The organism is Chitinophaga sp. RCC_12, from assembly GCF_041360695.1.
Lineage (GTDB): Bacteria > Bacteroidota > Bacteroidia > Chitinophagales > Chitinophagaceae > Chitinophaga.
In genome coordinates this window covers 1-16,165 of the sequence record NZ_JBFUPS010000008.1, presented here as the reverse complement: position 1 = coordinate 16,165, position 16,165 = coordinate 1, and the positions used below count along the sequence as shown (strand labels likewise).

Here is a 16,165-nt window from a genome sequence, read left to right as displayed (position 1 = left end):
TTAAATTTATTAGGAAGAGTGTAACTTCGCGGTCTTTAATTTTCTGTACACTATGAAATTCATCAAAAACAGGTACGCGGTGCTCCTGGGCTTTGGCGCCGTACTCCTGATCCTGTCGTTCCTCGTTAGAACTGCGTTGCTGGTATGGGCTTTCCCCCAATCCGGGCTGCGCTTATCTCATTTACCAGCCATTTATGGCAAAGGGCTGATATATGATACCGGAGTAGCTTTGTTTTTTACCATCGGTTATGCCCTTTACCTGCTGCTGCTGCCGCAACGGCTCAATAACACGCTGTTTAACCGGATATTCACTTACACCGGCTTTTTCCTGGCATTGGTGATCCTTGTATTTTCCTTTTTTGCAGAATTAACCTTCTGGGGCGAATACTCCGGGCGCTTTGATTTTATTGCGGTGGACTACCTCATTTATACCTATGAAGTAATCAGTAATATTAACCAGTCGTACCCTTTACCATTGCTGATTGGCGGCGTATTATTATTCACCGCCCTCATCACCTGGGTAATGTCCCGCAGAGGTATTTTCCGCAACAGTTTCCAGTCGCACACCCCTTTCGGGAAACGGCTGCTCATCTTTGCCGGGCTGGCCGGGCTGATGCTCCTGCACATTTTCTTCATCAATAACACCTGGGCCGAAAAAAGCAAAAACCGGTATGCACAGGAGTTATCCAAAGCAGGTGTGTATTCATTTATTTCCGCCTACCTGAATAATGAGCTGGCTTACGATAAATATTATTTGCTGGAAGATGATAACACCGCCTTCAGCCGGATGCGCACCTTGCTGCAATCGCCCGACAGCCATTACCTGACTGCCGGTAACAATATTTACAGGAGTATAACGGATACGGGTACACGTGTTGCACCCAATGTGATCATGGTCACCATTGAAAGCTTCAGCGCCGATTTCATGGACCGCTTTGGTAACACCGGTCATATCACGCCTGTGCTGGACAGTATTGCCAAAGAAGGTATCCTATTTACCAATATGTATGCGACCGGCACCCGTACGGTAAGAGGAATGGAAGCGCTCACATTGGCGGTGCCACCTACCCCCGGGCAAAGCATTGTTCGCCGGAAAAAGAATGAACAACTTTTTTCCGTGGGCCAGTTATTTGAGCAGCAGGGTTATGAAAGCACCTTCTTTTATGGCGGCGACGGCTACTTCGATAACATGAACAAGTACTTTGGGAACAACGGCTATGATATTACCGACCGGCTCCGTCATAAACTGGTGGATGATCATATCACCACTACCCGCACAAATATTCCTGACAGCGCCGTACAGTTCGAAAATGCCTGGGGCGTATGTGATGAAGACATCTATGCTGCAGCTATTAAAAGCGCCGATCAGAAATATGCGGCCGGCAAGCTGTTCTACGATTTCGTGATGACCACCTCCAATCACCGGCCTTTCACCTATCCTTCCGGCAAAATAGACATCCCTTCCGGCAGCAGCCGTGAAGGCGCTGTAAAGTATACCGACTACGCCATCGGGCAGTTCCTGAAAAAGATCCGCACCAAGCCCTGGTTTAAAAATACCGTGATCATTTTTGTGGCCGACCACTGCGCCAGCAGCGCCGGTAAAAATGAAATAGAGATCAGTAAATATCATATCCCCTGTATCCTGTACAATGTTCCGGGTGTAGCGCCGCAGGAAATCAGTGCCATGTGCTCCCAGATAGATATTTACCCTACCCTCCTGGGCATGCTGCACTGGTCTTACAACAGCAAGTTTTACGGAGAAAACGTACTGGAACCGGGATACCAGCCCCGTGCCATGGTAAGTACCTATCAAAAACTGGGTTACCTGGAGCCCGGTAAACTGCTGATCCTCAGTCCGCAGCAAAAAGCACAATGCTTCAGCTGGAACAAAGAGCGCAATGAACAACATGCCACGGCAATGGACAGTGCACTCCTCAAAAACAGTATTGCCAACTATCAAACTGCTTATGCCCTGTTTAAAAACGGCGGCATGGCAAAATAACAATACCTCGGCGGAGGGAACGCCTTTTGGCCATTCCCTCCGCTTATGACAATATTCCTTGTTCGTTTCTCCGGTTAATTCCCTAAATTTATTCCCCCGGTATAATCCTGACGATAACAATATAACTACACCGGTTTCATAATCTGGCCTCTTTTTAACACCGAATATTAAAACCAACATCGCTCATGCTGGCTACTGCAGCGCTGCGTCAACAAAAATTACTGGATATCATTAGCAGTATTCCCGCAGATTACGGTTTGCAGGAACACCCGGTTAATGCCGTCCAGCAACTGTTAGGACAACTAATGGACCTGACAGGCAGCTCTTACGGTTTTGTGGGGGAATTGAAGAAAAGCGATGCACCTTCCCAACTGCATACCATCACGATCATTAATCATGCGCCGGAACACAGCTGGAATTTCACGCCTGCCCTGCAGGAAGTGGCCGGCAACGGGCAACCGCTGATCCTGCCGGCAGGGGATGCTACCACTGCATTTATCGGGCTGCCGGTAACATACCAGCAGCAGGTGCTGGCCGTAATAGGGCTCGCAGGCTGCATGGACGGCTATTCGGCAGATACAGTAACTTTCCTCCAACCACTACTGCAAATACTGGGGCATCTGCATTTTCACGGTATCAGGGAACAGGAAACCAGGCAACTGCAATCCGCTTTTACCCGGTTAAAATACGAGTGGGATTCGCTGATGCTCACCCTGGATGATATCTTATTTGAGATGAACGAGCAGAAGGTCTTTACCGGGGTATGGTGCAGCAACGACAACCTCTTATTCCGGCCCCGGGAAGAGGTGATCGGCAAAACCATCTCAGAAGCCCTTGGCGAGCATGCCGGCGCTTTTAACCGGCTAGTCGACAAACTGCTGGAAACCGGAGAAAACCAGGAATACGTGTATCCTGATATCAGGCAGGGTCCTCAAAACTGGTACCAGCTGAAAGTACGGCTGATTAAAGATAAGCTGCCCGCACCCCGGCGCATCCTGCTGATGATCCGTAATATCTCTGAAATAGAAAAAAAGAACAACAGCTACCTACAGGCACAGTCTGAACTACGCCGCAGTAACCAGCTGCTGGGTATCTGCCAGCAGATGGGCAAAATGGGCGGATGGGAATTCAATGTAGCCACCGGCGAAACCTACTGGACACGTGAAGTGTATGAATTGAGGGAGGTGCCGCACGACTTCCCGCTTACGTTTCATTCGTCCGTTGCATTTTATCACCCGGACGACCAGCCTGTTTTCGTTGCTGCCAGGGAAGCGCTGATTACTCATAAAACCCCGTTCGACCTGGAATTACGGCACATTTCTGCCAAAGGGAAACATACCTGGATGCGCACCATCGGCAGGGCGGTATTTAACAGCCAGGGCCAGCTCACGCATTTCAGGGGCATTATCATGGATATTACTGATAAGAAAGATACAGAACTGGCGCTCACTGCTGCCCGGGATAATGCACAGAAAGCCGCCCAGTCGAGGAGTGATTTCCTGTCCGTAATGAGCCACGAAATCCGTACACCCCTCAATGCCATCATCGGCATCGCCGGTATCCTGGGAGAAAATCCCGCACCCGAACAGGCGGAACTGGTGCATAACCTGGAGTTCTCCGCCCATCATTTGCTTGGACTGATCAATGATATCCTCGACTTCAGTAAAATGGAGGCAGGAAAAATTGAACTGGAAAATACTCCATTTGATCCGGAGGCGCTGCTAACGGGCATTGTACGTAACTGCCAGCCACTGGCTACCAGCAAGGGTATTGAACTCATTTCCCGGTTTGATCATTTACCGGGAACACTGAAAGGAGATCCCGTAAGATTATCGCAGGTACTCAATAACCTGTTGCACAACGCCATCAAATTTACCAGTGCAGGATCAGTTACTTTGGAAGTACGCCGGGCAACCGCTTCCGCCGGCGATTGCACACTTTCCTTTGCCGTAAAGGATACCGGTGTGGGCATTGTTCCGGAAATGCAGGCAAAAGTATTTGATACTTTTGTACAGGAAGATTCGGCTACCAACCGCCATCACGGTGGTACAGGGCTTGGACTCGCCATCACCCAGAAACTGGTGGCGCTCCACAACAGTAGCATCATACTGGAAAGCAAAAAAAATGAAGGCACTACCTTCCGTTTTGATATCAGTTTTACAATACCTGAAACTGCACCCGGTCCTGTGCCCCAGAAAACTAAACAACAGGAAGGCCATCTGGAAAATATGAAGCTGCTGGTAGTAGAAGACAATGCCATCAATATCCGCATCCTGCAATTACAGCTGAAAAACTCCGGTGCGCAGATTGAAACAGCCAGCAATGGCAGACTGGCACTACAGAAAATACAGGAACAATCTTTTGATGGTATTATCCTCGACCTGCATATGCCGGAGATGAATGGTTATGAAACTATTCCGCACATTCAGCACTTGCAGCCGGATGCTTTTATCATTGTGTTAACGGCAGACATTATGCCGGAAGTAACCGAACGGCTGGCCCGCCTGCATGTAAAAGATATGCTGCCCAAACCTTACGCAGCAGCGGATTTGCTGGAGATACTGGAGCGGCACAGGAAAACATAACCTGCTTTTATAGTACCTTCGCGCCTGCACCAACAGCCAGCAATTATGCAAACATCTTCTTTGTCGGCCCGTGATCTGGACGTGATCTGGCATCCTTACACCCAAATGCAAACCGCACCTGCGCCCATAGGCATTGTACGCGGCGAAGGCGCTTTACTTTTCGACGAAAATAATAACAGCTATATAGACGCTACCTCCAGCTGGTGGGTGAATATTCACGGTCACGCACACCCGCATATTGCGCAGCAGCTGGCAGCACAGGCGCTGCAACTGGAGCACTGTATTTTCGCCGGGTACACCCATCCGCCGGCTGTTCATCTGGCGGAACGGCTATTACCGCTTCTTCCCGCCAACCAGCGCCGCGTTTTTTATTCCGACAATGGCTCTACAGCCATAGAAGTAGCCCTGAAAATGGCCATCCAGTACTGGGATAACAAAGGCACACCGAAACATAAAATACTGGCCTTCCACAACGCCTATCACGGCGATACCTTCGGCGCCATGAGCGTGAGCGGCAGAAGTGTGTTCACCCGCGTTTTTGATGACCGCCTGTTTGATGTGCAATTCATAGAAGTGCCCACTGCGGAAAACATCTCCCAAATTATAAACAACATTACTGCACTGCAACCGGAAGATATTGCCGCCTTTGTATTTGAACCGCTCCTCCAGGGCTCCGGTGGCATGGTGATGTATGACGCTGCCGCCTTTGAACAGCTCCTGCAGTTTTGTTCCTCCCAAAATATCCTGCTGATTGCAGATGAAGTAATGACCGGCTTCGGCAGAACAGGGAAAAATTTTGCTATGGAATACCTGCAAACACCACCGGATATTGTTTGTCTTTCGAAAGGACTTACCGGCGGCACCATGGCGCTCGGTGTAACTACCAGCACTGCGGCGGTGTATGAAGCCTTTCTTTCCAAAGACAAGCTGAAAACATTATTCCACGGGCATTCTTTCACGGCCAACCCGCTGGCCTGTACAGCTGCACTGGCCAGTCTCGACCTCTTTACCGACCCGGCCTGCGCGGCCAACCGGGAACGCATACACGAAAAGCATACCGTCTTTCTGAAGGAATTGTTTACTTACACGGTCATAAAAAATCCGAGATTGCTGGGCACTATCCTGGCGTTTGAAATAGTAACCGCTAACGCCGACGGTTATACGAATGCGTTAGCCGATGAGCTGCACCGCTTCTTCCGGGCAAAAAGAGTGATGTTGCGCCCGCTGGGGAATACCCTTTATATACTGCCGCCTTACTGCATCACCAACGAACAGCTGGATGAAGTGTATGGCAGTATCCGGGAACTGGTAGCCACCTTATCATAAAAAAAGGGCACAGACGCGGTGTCTGTGCCCCTGATATTTTTACCGGTCGTGTTATTTAACCGGTACGGATACTTTAGTGTCATCCCACTCAAATACCACGGCGTTACCGGGTAAAGTGAAGGTGAGTTTTTCTGCTGGTGTAGACAGTTTTTCGCGTGGTACTTTCACGGATACTACGTCTTCGCCTTTATTCTTGTCGTAATCATAAGCACCCCATTGGCCCAGTTTACCATTCAGGATAACGGTCCAGGTGTTAGGATCAGGAATAGAGAACAAAGTGTAAGTACCTGCTTTTACAGGTTTGCCGCCAAAAGACACGTCTTTGCTGAAAGTGATCTGGGTGGCTTCATCAGCGCCTGTACGCCATACTTTACCAAATGGTTCCAGTTTGCCAAAAATTTCGCGGCCTTTCTTGGAAGGCTGGCCGTACACTACTTTAATACCGTTGGCTTCTACTGTAACGTGGGGGCTTTTACGTGCCTTCTCCTGAGCAAAAACGAGGCTGGTAAAGGCCAGAAATAAGGTTGCCAAAAAGAAATGTTTCATTTTTTTTAGTTTTTTCTGTAAGAAGTTGTTGAGATACGATAACAATTTAAATCATAAAAACCATCGTAAACAAAACTATTGGATCAATGGTAAAATAACTCCATACTATTTCCCTTCACAGATCCGGCTCAGCTTTGTCAACCCGTCGTTCATAGCGGGGCCGTATACCCTGTCGGCCACAAATCCCCTCAGCTTCCACCACGGCAGCATGCCCAGCTTAATTTCCATATGCCAGAAGATCGCAGTGGCTTTGCCATCTGCCGTAGGCTTCAGTTCTATGCCTCCTTTTACAGGACGCACACTTTTAATATCCAGCAGGTAATGTATTCCTTTGGCCGGATCACTGTCCAGCACCGTTACCTTACCGCTGTTGAGTTGTCCGTTCCAGCTGTACCAGGCGCCGGGGCCGGAAGGCGGATCGGAGTATACCAGGGTAGCGGTAGTATCGGGGCGGGTCCAGGGATTCCAGGCATCCCAGGCTTTCAGGTTACTGATATGTGCATAAACAGTATCAATAGGCGCCCGGATAACACCTGTACGCTCCACCACCGCCGTAGAAGGAAATGCCAGCGACAATCCGAAAATCACCATGCCTAAAATGATCACGCTGATCAGTAACAACTTAATAAACCGCATAGAAAAAATATATTACCCTTTAAGGAGCCGTTTCATGTTTTCCAGTCCTTTCTCAAAATCCTTTCCTACCCATTTGTCCATCATCAGCCCCATCACTTTCCGGATAGGATGTTGCCCCATATCGCACACCATTCCCCAGGTAACCAGGGTGCCGCCATTTACCGGGTCCAGCCGGAAATAGCCTTTGGTAGCGCCCATGCCCATAAAATCGATGTGGGTGGCCACCTGCTGATCAGGTTTGGACTCCGTGATCGTCATATGTCCTTTACCTACATTCCGGTTGCGGCTTTCCCAGCTGTAACCGGCGCCCACACCACTTTCCTTTTCCCCGTAAGTAATTTTAACGTTGGGATCCTGTTCTTTCCAGGGCGACCATAGCTCCCAGTTACGCACTACGTTCATCAGCGGGAAAATAGCTCCCGGCGCAGCCGGTATTACCAGCGAACGCTCCACCTTAATGGCAGATGAGAGGAATAAACTGAAAATGAAAAGCCCCAGCACAAGGACAATGAACGCACCCAGGATAATGAAAAAGGCTTGCATGTGACTGGATTTAGGTCCCACAAAGCTAACGAAATCGCCTTATTCCCACTTGAATACTTTCACGGCTACCGCATATACGACAACACCCCATAAAGTAAGGATCGCAATATCCCAGCCCACATCCCAGAGATGCAGCCCTTCAAAGGCCACTTTTCTCAGGGCGTCTATCAGGTAGGTCAGCGGCATGATCTTACAGATTGGCTGCAGCCAGCCAGGGAAGGAATCTATCGGGAAAAAGGTACCTGCCAGCAGGAACTGTGGCAGGGTAACGATATTGGCCAGGGGCGGAATAGTGCTCTCGTTTTTTGCCAGGCTGCTCACCACAAAACCAAAACCCATGAATACCAGCAGCCCGAATACCGACAATACCAGCATTTCCAGGAAGGTGGCAAAACCATGTACCAGCGTAAAGCCAAAGGCGAAATGCCCAAGCGCAATGATCACCACAGAGCTGATGAGCTGAAAGATCATCCGGCTCAGCGCTTCTGCCAGTACAATATAGGTGCGTTTGATGGGCGTGGCGAAAAAACGCTTGAGTACCAGCGTTTGACGCATATTATAAAACAGGAAGGCCGTACCAAAAACGGCGGCACTCATCAGGGCAAAGCCCAGTTGACCCGGTAAAATAAAGTCGATGGTCTTAAATTCACGACCAGGCACCTCTGTTTGTGTAAAAGTGGCTACCGTAGGGCGTTTATAGGTTTCATCATCCAGTTTGCCGGCGATGCTTTTCAGCACCGATAACAGGGTTACTTTCTTCGCGGCATCGGACGCCGTAGAGGTCCGGATATTGATATCGTAAGCAGTTACATGGTTAACTCCCGCTTTGGGCACAATGTTCAGAATAGCCACCAAACGGCCTTTCTTCAGATCATCCTCCATTTCCGCTTCAGGCTGATCGGTAACCAGTTTCAGTGTACCGGCATGCGACAATTCCTGGTAATACCTGCTGGTAATATCAGTCCGGCGGTCCACCCCCACTTTAACGGAAACAGTACTTTTACCAATAAACCCAAACACCAGGATAAATACCAGCGGGAACCCCAAACTGAACACTACGGCGGAAGGACTACGGAAAATACCTCTTAAACTTCCTTTTGTAATGGCCAGCATGGCCCTCAACTGACTGTACTTCGCTCCATTCATCTGATTCTGCTATTTAAAAACCGGCGGTAAAACTACGACGTTTTTCCAGCTTTTAGCAAAAAATGCGGGGGCGGGGATTTTGTCTTGGCTCAGGATTACGCTGATTATACTGATTAGCTGGATTTTTACTTTTGGATTTTTTTTGATTTTTTAGATTTTCTTAAATAATAATTAAGGGAGATAAGAGCGAATATCCGCTGCTATCTCCCTTAATCCTTTATAAAATCAAAAAGTAAAAATCCAGCTAATCAGTATAATCAGCGTAATCCTGAGCCAAGACAAAATTCGCTAGAAATTATACTTAAACGGCATTCTCGCCTGAACATCGCCATGCAGCTGTTGTACGTCCTTTACCTGCTGGTAAATGTCGTAATTGGCGCCGAGTTCCTGCTTCACCAGCTGCATGCGTACGTTGCCGGCGAAGGTTTTGAAGAATTTGTTCAACGGGTTTTTCTCTTCCGGGAACTCTCGCAGGCGGTAGTCCGGCAGCTTGGCCAGCCGCGCGGCACAGGCCAGCGCTTCGTTGATACCACCGATGCGGTCTACCAGTCCGAGTTCCTTTGCCTGTAACCCACTCCATACATGCCCCTGGGCGATGCTGTCCACGATGGCGGGGTTCAGCTTCCTGCCGGCCACCACGCGTGATTTGAAAGAGGCATAGGTGCTGTCAACGCCGTTCTGTATAAAGCGCCTCTCTGCGTCAGTGAGTGGACGGCCAACGGAACCAAGATCCGCATAAGGTGCGGTTTTAACGCCATCGAAGGTAACGCCCACTTTATTTTTGAAGAAGTCCTGCATATTAAACATCACGCCGAATACGCCGATAGAACCGGTTAAAGTATTGGGTTCTGCAAAAATGCTGTCGGCCATGCAGGAAATATAGTAACCACCGGATGCTGCATAGTCGCCCATGGATACCACCACCGGTTTCACTTTCTTTGCCAGCGACAGTTCCCGCCAGATTACTTCAGATGCCAGCGCACTGCCGCCACCGGAGTTCACCCGGAACACGATTGCCTTTACATCTTTGTCTTCGCGGGCTTTGCGGATTTCACGGATATAGTCGTCGCTCGCAATGGTTTTATCGCGGTCTGATTCCCCACCTATAATATCGCCCTCTGCGTAGATCAGCGCTAACTGTCCATCTCCGCCACCGGAAGAAAGGTCGGTGCCACTGTTATATTTTTTAAGCGTCACCAGGTTTACCTCGTCGCCCTGTTTAACGCCTGTTTTGTTTTTCAGTTCCGCTATTACTTCATCGTCATACTTCAAACCATCTACCAGCTTATACTTCAGCGCATCTGCGGGTTGCTGGATGAGGTTTTCATTGGCATAGCCATGTAAAGTGGCCGTGTCGATGTTGCGTGCCGTACCTATTCCTTTCAGGAAGGTGCCATACAGTTCTCCCAGGAACTGGGTGGTTTGTATGCGGTTAGCATCTGTCATCTGGGTTTCGCGCAGCGGCTCGGTAGCGCTTTTAAATTTGCCGCAGTAAAAAATCTCCGGTTTGATTTCCAATCTATCCAGGGTTCCTTTCAGGAACATCACCTGGCTGGCAAAGCCGGTAAAATCAACCCCGCCTTTAGGGTTCAGGTATACTTTATCGGCAGCACTGGCCAGGTAGTAGGCGTTCTGGTCCATTACCTCTCCGTAGGCATACACAAATTTCTTTGACTTCCGGAAACGGAGGAGTGCATTGCGGAATTCCTCTGTGCTGGCAAAGCCATTGGGGTTACCATTTACTTTCAGGTAAATACCTTTGATGTTGTCATCGTCAGCGGCGTGTTCTATCAGTCTTACGGTCTGATACAATCCGGGGGTAACTGCGGCGTCGTCGTTCATCAGTCTGCCGAGTGGGTTAATTATATTCTGTTCGTTGTACGACTGCCCTGTTTCGAGTACCAGTACGCCATTGGGGGAAATTGTTACCTTTTCAGGGGTAACGGCCCTTCCTATCATGATCAGCAATATAAAGAAGCATATTGCCGTGAATGCTACGAATGCAAGGAATGCGGCCAGGAAAACTTTAAAGAAACGCATACTTTTTTGTTAAGATGAAACTGAGATGGAAAGATACATTTTTTCAAAAATAAGGAATATGGCTACTTTTGAGTCCTGAAATATACATGAATACAGCAATATTACTTATAGGTGGCAATTTAGGTGATCGTACCGGGAACCTGCAAAAGGCGGTACAATTGATTGCTGAAACAGCCGGAGAGGTGGTACAAACCTCGGCCTTATACCAAACCGCTCCCTGGGGAGCCGTGGATCAACCCGACTACCTGAACCAGGGAGTGGAGATCCGCACATCATTGGATGCACTAACGTTATTGCATACACTGTTAGAAATAGAAAGAAAGATCGGCCGTATCCGCCAGGAGAAATGGGGGTCGAGGGTTATTGATATCGACCTGATCTTTTACAACGACAGCATTCATTCGCTGCCGGATCTGAAGGTACCGCATCCGCGGATGCATCTCCGGCGGTTTGTGTTGGCGCCTTTGATGGAAATCATCCCGGATTATATGCATCCTGTGTTGCATAAAACCGTGCGGGAGCTGTCCGCCAGCTGTCCGGATACATTAGCTGCAAACCGTTACCAGGATTAATTTTAAACCCGTTTTCATGCATTATAGATTTATTACGGTAGAAGGAAATATTGGCGCCGGCAAAACCACGCTGGCCAACATGCTCGCTACCCATTTCTCTGCAAAACTGATATTGGAAGAGTTTGCAGACAATCCTTTTCTCCCTCTTTTTTATGAACGTCCGCAACAATACGCCTTTCCGCTGGAGCTATTCTTTATGGCAGAACGGTATAAACAACTCAAGGAAATGTTGCAGTCGCAGGACCTTTTCAGCGATGTGATCATTTCTGATTACCTCTTCATCAAAAGCCTGCTGTTTGCCAAGATCAATTTACCAGAAGAAGAATACTCCCTTTACCAGAAACTTTTCGACATCATCAATCCCCAGCTGGTACAACCCGAACTGCTTATTTTCCTGAACGCACCGGTTACAAAGCTGCAGGAAAATATCCGTCACCGCAACCGCTCCTATGAGCAGCAAATACCCGACGAATACCTGCTGAATGTACACGACATGTACATGCAATACATCAAACAACATCCCGTACGCACACTGGTGGTAGACACCACCAAAGTAGATTTCCTGCGGCAGCCGGAAGACTTCGACCACCTGCTGCTGGCGCTGGAAAAAGAGTACGAACCGGGGGTACATTACCTCAAATTGTAATCGCGCGCGAAGGTTGTCTTTCTCACTGATTACGCTGATTATACTGATTTAGGGATTTGATCACTTTGGATTTTAAATGATTTGGGGAGATATAAGCGGATATATTCGCTTATATCTCCCCAAAAAATAAAATCTTTTAAATCCTTTATAAAATCCAAAAAATAAAATCAAGGTAATCAGTATAATCAGCGTAATCAGTGAGAAAGACAACCTTCGCGCTGGGCTATCGCACTAGCGGCCACAAAGCCGCTCGTCCAGGCGTGTTGGAAGTTGAAGCCGCCTGTGATGCCATCCACGTCCATTACTTCGCCGGCGAAGAACAGGTTGGGTACCAGCCGGCTTTCCATGGTAGCCGGGTCTATTTCACTGAGCGTAATACCGCCGCAGGTAACAAATTCTTCTTTAAAAGTGGTTTTACCTTTCACCGGGAACTCCATGCCTACCAGCAATTTCATTAAACGGTTCTGGTCTTTCGCAGGGATGTCCGCCCATCTCATCTCTTCCGTAATGCCGGTCTGTTGCAGCAGGAACTGCCATAAACGCTGTGGTAAACCAAAAGGATTTTTATTATATATTTTTTGCTTCCCTGATTCAAAACGCAGGTCCTGCCAGTGTTCCCGCAGGGTATTTTCGTTGTAAGCCGGAATCCAGTTAACGATGGCAGTAAAAGTATATTGCAGCTGCTGCAGTTCCCGGGCGCCCCAGGCCGACACCCGCAATATGGCCGGGCCGCTCATTCCCCAGTGGGTGATCAGCAAGGGACCCTGCTCCAGCAGTTTGGTACCGGCCACCTTCACCTGTGCATGGGTAGCTACTCCCATCAGGCCGGTGATAGGGTTACCGGGCATGTTAAAGGTAAACAGGGACGGCGCCGGCGGCACAATGCTGTGACCTGTTTGTTCCAGCCAGGCAAACTTACCTGCCTGCGCATAGCCCCCCGCAGCGATACATAAATAATCGGCGGTGAGCGCAGGACCTTGCTGCAGTTGCAGCTGCCAGCGCCCGTCGCTGCCTTTTTTAAAAGAGGTAACTTCTGTATTCGTGCGGATGTTAAGATGGTATTTGTCGGCCTCGCGCAGGAGGCAGTCGATGATCGTTTGGGAACTATCTGTTACCGGGAACATCCGGCCATCGTCTTCCGCCTTCAGCTGTACGCCTCTTTCCCCAAACCAGGAGATGGTATCGGGAACAAAGAACCGGGAAAACGACTTCTTTACAAAGTTCTGGCCACGGGGATAGCGTTTAGCCATATACGTAATATCAGGGGCATTGTGGGTAACATTACACCGCCCGCCGCCACTCACTTTTACCTTCGACAACAGCTTGCCTGTTTTTTCCAGCAACACCACTTCCAGCTGCGGGCATAAGCGGGCCGCATTCACCGCACAAAAAAAACCGGCAGCACCGCCACCAGCTATCACTAAACGTTTCTTTCCTGAACTCATTAAAATCTTGTTAAAACCGTAGGTTGAACACGCAATAATAACAAACCTGCCGTAATCTTACTGATTAATCTTCCAAAGTTTATATTTTTGACATATATTATACCCGCTCAAACTATATTGCATGCAATCGAACCTGAAGAAAAAGCGACAACATCTGAAATGGATAATACCAGCCGTAATGTTAAGCGGCGTAATGAGTGCACTGGCTATACAAACACGCCCAACTGACTGGTCCGACCGCATTATAAAGGCATTACAAACCTTCGGCAGCCGTTACCCGGCCGAAAAAGTATATCTGCATCTTGATAAGGACTACTACGCAGCCGGTGAAACCATCTGGTTCAAAGCCTATCTCACCCTGCAGGGCATGCCCGCCACCACCGCCACCAACCTGTATGTGGAGCTGCTGGATAAAAACAATAACATCGTGCAGAAGAAACTGTTCGCCGTGGGCAACGCCGGCGCACCCGGTAACTTCGACCTGCCCGAAACACAAAAAGCAGGTGTATACCAGCTAAGGGCTTATACCGCCTGGATGCTCAACTTCGATCCTGCATTCAGTTATACCCGGACCATAGAAATCTTTGATCCTTCAAAGAAAACATCACCGGAAGCAGATAGCGCTACCACACCCGACTTTGCCGTACAGTTCTTCCCCGAAGGCGGAAACCTGATCGCAGGCCAGCCGAACGTAGTAGCCTTTAAGGCCATCGATAACAATGGCTACCCGGTAGAAGTATCCGGCGCTGTAAAAGACGCCAAAGGCGCCAGCAGCGCAGTGATCAAAACCCTGCACGATGGCATGGGATCATTCGAGATCACCCCCGCCAATGCACAGGACATCTTCCAGGCAACCGTAAAAAACAATAAAGGCCAAACCAAAACAGTGGCCCTGCCCGCAGCAGTAGCGGCCGGCGCCTCCCTGAAAGTATTCAATAAAGGCAGCCGCATCTTTTACCAGGCCGTACCCGGCAACGTAGCCGATACCTCCTTAAATGACCTCGTGATCATTGCCCAGATGGGCAGCCAACTGGTATACAAAGCCAACCTGGACATAGGAGAAGGTCGCATCAGCGGATTTATCCCCGCCGATCATCTGCCGTCAGGCATTATTCAAATTACCCTTTTTGCCAAATCAGGTATGCCACTCGCGGAACGGCTTGCCTTCGTCCGCAAAAATGACCTCATGCAGATAGATGTACTGGATGCAGATACTCACAAGGAACCAAGAACAAAAAATGCTATTGAGCTAAGACTACCCGATACCATGCAAACAAATATCTCTGTAGCCATCACAGATGCAGACGCGGTACCGGTAGATAAAAATTCCAATAACATCATCTCTACTTTCCTGCTCACCTCCGACATCAAAGGTTATATCTACAACCCATCGTGGTATTTCCGCAATGACGCAGACTCCACCCTGAAAGGCCTGGACCTGGTAATGATGACCAACGGATGGAGACGTTTCAGCTGGGAAAAGATCGTCAATAACGAATTCCCTGAAGTCAGGTTCCCTTACGAACAGGGCTTGCTCATGAAAGGCGTGGCCACCATGCTCAATGGCCGCCCCATGCCTACCGGTAAGCTGGATATGATCATCCGCCTGCCGATAGACAGCTCCTCCATGTTTGCTTCTACTCCCATCAACGATAAAGGACAGTTTGAAATGGCCAACATGGTATTCCCGGATACAGCTTACATTTATTACCAGGGCAACGACCTCGTAAAAAAAGGCGTGGATGTAAATGTGAAATTCGATAACCACTTCTTTGAACGTCCTACACAAATTAAAATTCCTTACCCGCTGCGCATACCGCCGGCGGTGGATAATAACGCATTGAAACAATTCCTCGCCAATGCAGCAGAAGGCAACAAAGTAAACCGCTCTATCAATAATAAAACGGTATACCTGCAGGAAGTAAACGTAAATGCGAAAAAAGTGAAGCCGGAAGAAACTACTGAAAAACGTTATGCTTCCGGTATGTTCTCCGGTGGCGACGGCTACTCCTTCGACTTAACCAAAGAAACACCAATTGCCCTCAACGTATTTCAGTACCTGCAATCTAAAGTAGCAGGCTTGCAGATTACAGGCGATTATAATAATCCCACCCTTTCCTGGCGCGGTGGTGCACCGGGATTATACCTTAATGAAATGCAGTCGGATGTGAGCATGCTGAGCACCCTCTCTATCCAGGATATCGCGCTCATTAAAGTATTCCGTCCGCCATTTATGGGTGGCTTCGGCGGCGCCAATGGCGCTATCGCGGTATACACCAAAAAAGGCGGCGATAATTCACCGAAAAATGACCCCAGCATCCGGGGCTTTAAACTCTATAAAAAAGCCGGTTACCAGATCGTGAAACAATTCTATTCACCGGATTACTCCGTGAAAAAAGAAGTACACGCCTTACCGGATAAACGCCTCACCCTTTACTGGAACCCGAACGTAGCAATAGACACCCTAACGCACACCGCCAGAGTAGAATTCTACAACAATGACTACACCAAACGTTTTCGTTTAGTCGTGGAAGGTATCGGCGAAGATGGCAGCGTGGGCCGTCTTGAACAGGAGTTCTAGCGCGGAGTTTGTCTTTCCCGCTGATTACGCTGATTATACTGATTTAGGGATTTGAACACTTTGGATTTTAAATGATTTGGGGAGATATAAGCGGATA

12 protein-coding genes are annotated in these 16,165 nt (G+C 48.8%); 6 read left to right on the top strand and 6 right to left on the bottom strand.

Annotation, left to right across the window (positions count from 1 at the left end; all coding sequences use genetic code 11):
* Positions 1-52: 52 nt before the first annotated feature.
* From AB6805_RS21835 to bioA, 3 genes are all read left to right on the top strand, one after another.
* Positions 53-2,002, top strand: a complete 1,950-nt coding sequence (locus tag AB6805_RS21835; protein WP_370911567.1) for an LTA synthase family protein — start codon at positions 53-55, stop codon at positions 2,000-2,002.
* A 185-nt stretch (positions 2,003-2,187) separates the two neighbouring features.
* Positions 2,188-4,587 carry an ATP-binding protein gene (locus AB6805_RS21830; RefSeq protein WP_370911566.1) on the top strand — a complete coding sequence of 800 codons (2,400 nt, stop codon included), beginning with the start codon at positions 2,188-2,190 and terminating at the stop codon, positions 4,585-4,587.
* Positions 4,588-4,632: 45 nt separating this feature from the next.
* Positions 4,633-5,913 carry an adenosylmethionine--8-amino-7-oxononanoate transaminase gene (bioA, locus tag AB6805_RS21825; RefSeq protein WP_370911565.1) on the top strand — a complete coding sequence of 427 codons (1,281 nt, stop codon included), beginning with the start codon at positions 4,633-4,635 and terminating at the stop codon, positions 5,911-5,913.
* Positions 5,914-5,964: 51 nt separating this feature from the next.
* On the opposite strand, the gene AB6805_RS21820 is transcribed toward bioA, so the two are convergent.
* The 5 genes from AB6805_RS21820 to sppA all read right to left on the bottom strand — a co-directional run bounded on the left by AB6805_RS21820 (position 5,965) and on the right by sppA (position 10,824).
* Positions 5,965-6,459, bottom strand: coding sequence for a DUF2911 domain-containing protein (locus AB6805_RS21820; RefSeq protein ID WP_370911564.1), 495 nt, complete (start codon positions 6,457-6,459; stop codon positions 5,965-5,967).
* 105 nt (positions 6,460-6,564) lie between these two features.
* Complete coding sequence (locus AB6805_RS21815; protein ID WP_370911563.1) at positions 6,565-7,095, bottom strand: SRPBCC family protein; 531 nt, start codon at positions 7,093-7,095, stop codon at positions 6,565-6,567.
* Positions 7,096-7,107: 12 nt separating this feature from the next.
* Positions 7,108-7,638, bottom strand: coding sequence for an SRPBCC family protein (locus AB6805_RS21810; protein ID WP_370911562.1), 531 nt, complete (start codon positions 7,636-7,638; stop codon positions 7,108-7,110).
* Positions 7,639-7,677: 39 nt separating this feature from the next.
* Positions 7,678-8,784 carry an ABC transporter permease gene (locus AB6805_RS21805; protein ID WP_370911561.1) on the bottom strand — a complete coding sequence of 369 codons (1,107 nt, stop codon included), beginning with the start codon at positions 8,782-8,784 and terminating at the stop codon, positions 7,678-7,680.
* 288 nt (positions 8,785-9,072) lie between these two features.
* Positions 9,073-10,824 carry a signal peptide peptidase SppA gene (gene sppA / locus AB6805_RS21800; protein WP_370911560.1) on the bottom strand — a complete coding sequence of 584 codons (1,752 nt, stop codon included), beginning with the start codon at positions 10,822-10,824 and terminating at the stop codon, positions 9,073-9,075.
* An 86-nt stretch (positions 10,825-10,910) separates the two neighbouring features.
* Here sppA and folK point away from each other — a divergent pair, with 86 nt between their 5' ends.
* Positions 10,911-11,396: a 2-amino-4-hydroxy-6-hydroxymethyldihydropteridine diphosphokinase gene (gene folK / locus AB6805_RS21795; RefSeq protein ID WP_370911559.1), complete on the top strand. Its 486-nt coding sequence runs from the start codon at positions 10,911-10,913 to the stop codon at positions 11,394-11,396.
* A gap of 16 nt (positions 11,397-11,412) precedes the next feature.
* The gene (locus AB6805_RS21790) at positions 11,413-12,042 is read left to right on the top strand and encodes a deoxynucleoside kinase (protein ID WP_370911558.1); all 630 of its coding nucleotides are present in this window, start codon (positions 11,413-11,415) and stop codon (positions 12,040-12,042) included.
* A gap of 194 nt (positions 12,043-12,236) precedes the next feature.
* On the opposite strand, the gene AB6805_RS21785 is transcribed toward AB6805_RS21790, so the two are convergent.
* The gene (locus AB6805_RS21785) at positions 12,237-13,487 is read right to left on the bottom strand and encodes an NAD(P)/FAD-dependent oxidoreductase (RefSeq protein ID WP_370911557.1); all 1,251 of its coding nucleotides are present in this window, start codon (positions 13,485-13,487) and stop codon (positions 12,237-12,239) included.
* Positions 13,488-13,608: 121 nt separating this feature from the next.
* Between AB6805_RS21785 and AB6805_RS21780 the strand changes: the two genes are divergently transcribed.
* Positions 13,609-16,068: an MG2 domain-containing protein gene (locus tag AB6805_RS21780; protein ID WP_370911556.1), complete on the top strand. Its 2,460-nt coding sequence runs from the start codon at positions 13,609-13,611 to the stop codon at positions 16,066-16,068.
* The last annotated feature ends 97 nt before the right edge of the window (positions 16,069-16,165 follow it).

What these genes read in the sequence shown, in the direction of transcription:
- AB6805_RS21805 (WP_370911561.1), bottom strand. Translation starts at nt 8,784, where the DNA reads ATGAATGGAGCGAAGTACAGTCAGTTGAGGGCCATGCTGGCCATTACA.
- folK (WP_370911559.1), top strand. Translation starts at nt 10,911, where the DNA reads ATGAATACAGCAATATTACTTATAGGTGGCAATTTAGGTGATCGTACC.
- AB6805_RS21785 (WP_370911557.1), bottom strand. Translation starts at nt 13,487, where the DNA reads ATGAGTTCAGGAAAGAAACGTTTAGTGATAGCTGGTGGCGGTGCTGCC.
- AB6805_RS21815 (WP_370911563.1), bottom strand. Translation starts at nt 7,095, where the DNA reads ATGCGGTTTATTAAGTTGTTACTGATCAGCGTGATCATTTTAGGCATG.
- AB6805_RS21820 (WP_370911564.1), bottom strand. Translation starts at nt 6,459, where the DNA reads ATGAAACATTTCTTTTTGGCAACCTTATTTCTGGCCTTTACCAGCCTC.
- AB6805_RS21830 (WP_370911566.1), top strand. Translation starts at nt 2,188, where the DNA reads ATGCTGGCTACTGCAGCGCTGCGTCAACAAAAATTACTGGATATCATT.
- bioA (WP_370911565.1), top strand. Translation starts at nt 4,633, where the DNA reads ATGCAAACATCTTCTTTGTCGGCCCGTGATCTGGACGTGATCTGGCAT.
- AB6805_RS21790 (WP_370911558.1), top strand. Translation starts at nt 11,413, where the DNA reads ATGCATTATAGATTTATTACGGTAGAAGGAAATATTGGCGCCGGCAAA.
- AB6805_RS21835 (WP_370911567.1), top strand. Translation starts at nt 53, where the DNA reads ATGAAATTCATCAAAAACAGGTACGCGGTGCTCCTGGGCTTTGGCGCC.
- sppA (WP_370911560.1), bottom strand. Translation starts at nt 10,824, where the DNA reads ATGCGTTTCTTTAAAGTTTTCCTGGCCGCATTCCTTGCATTCGTAGCA.
- AB6805_RS21810 (WP_370911562.1), bottom strand. Translation starts at nt 7,638, where the DNA reads ATGCAAGCCTTTTTCATTATCCTGGGTGCGTTCATTGTCCTTGTGCTG.
- AB6805_RS21780 (WP_370911556.1), top strand. Translation starts at nt 13,609, where the DNA reads ATGCAATCGAACCTGAAGAAAAAGCGACAACATCTGAAATGGATAATA.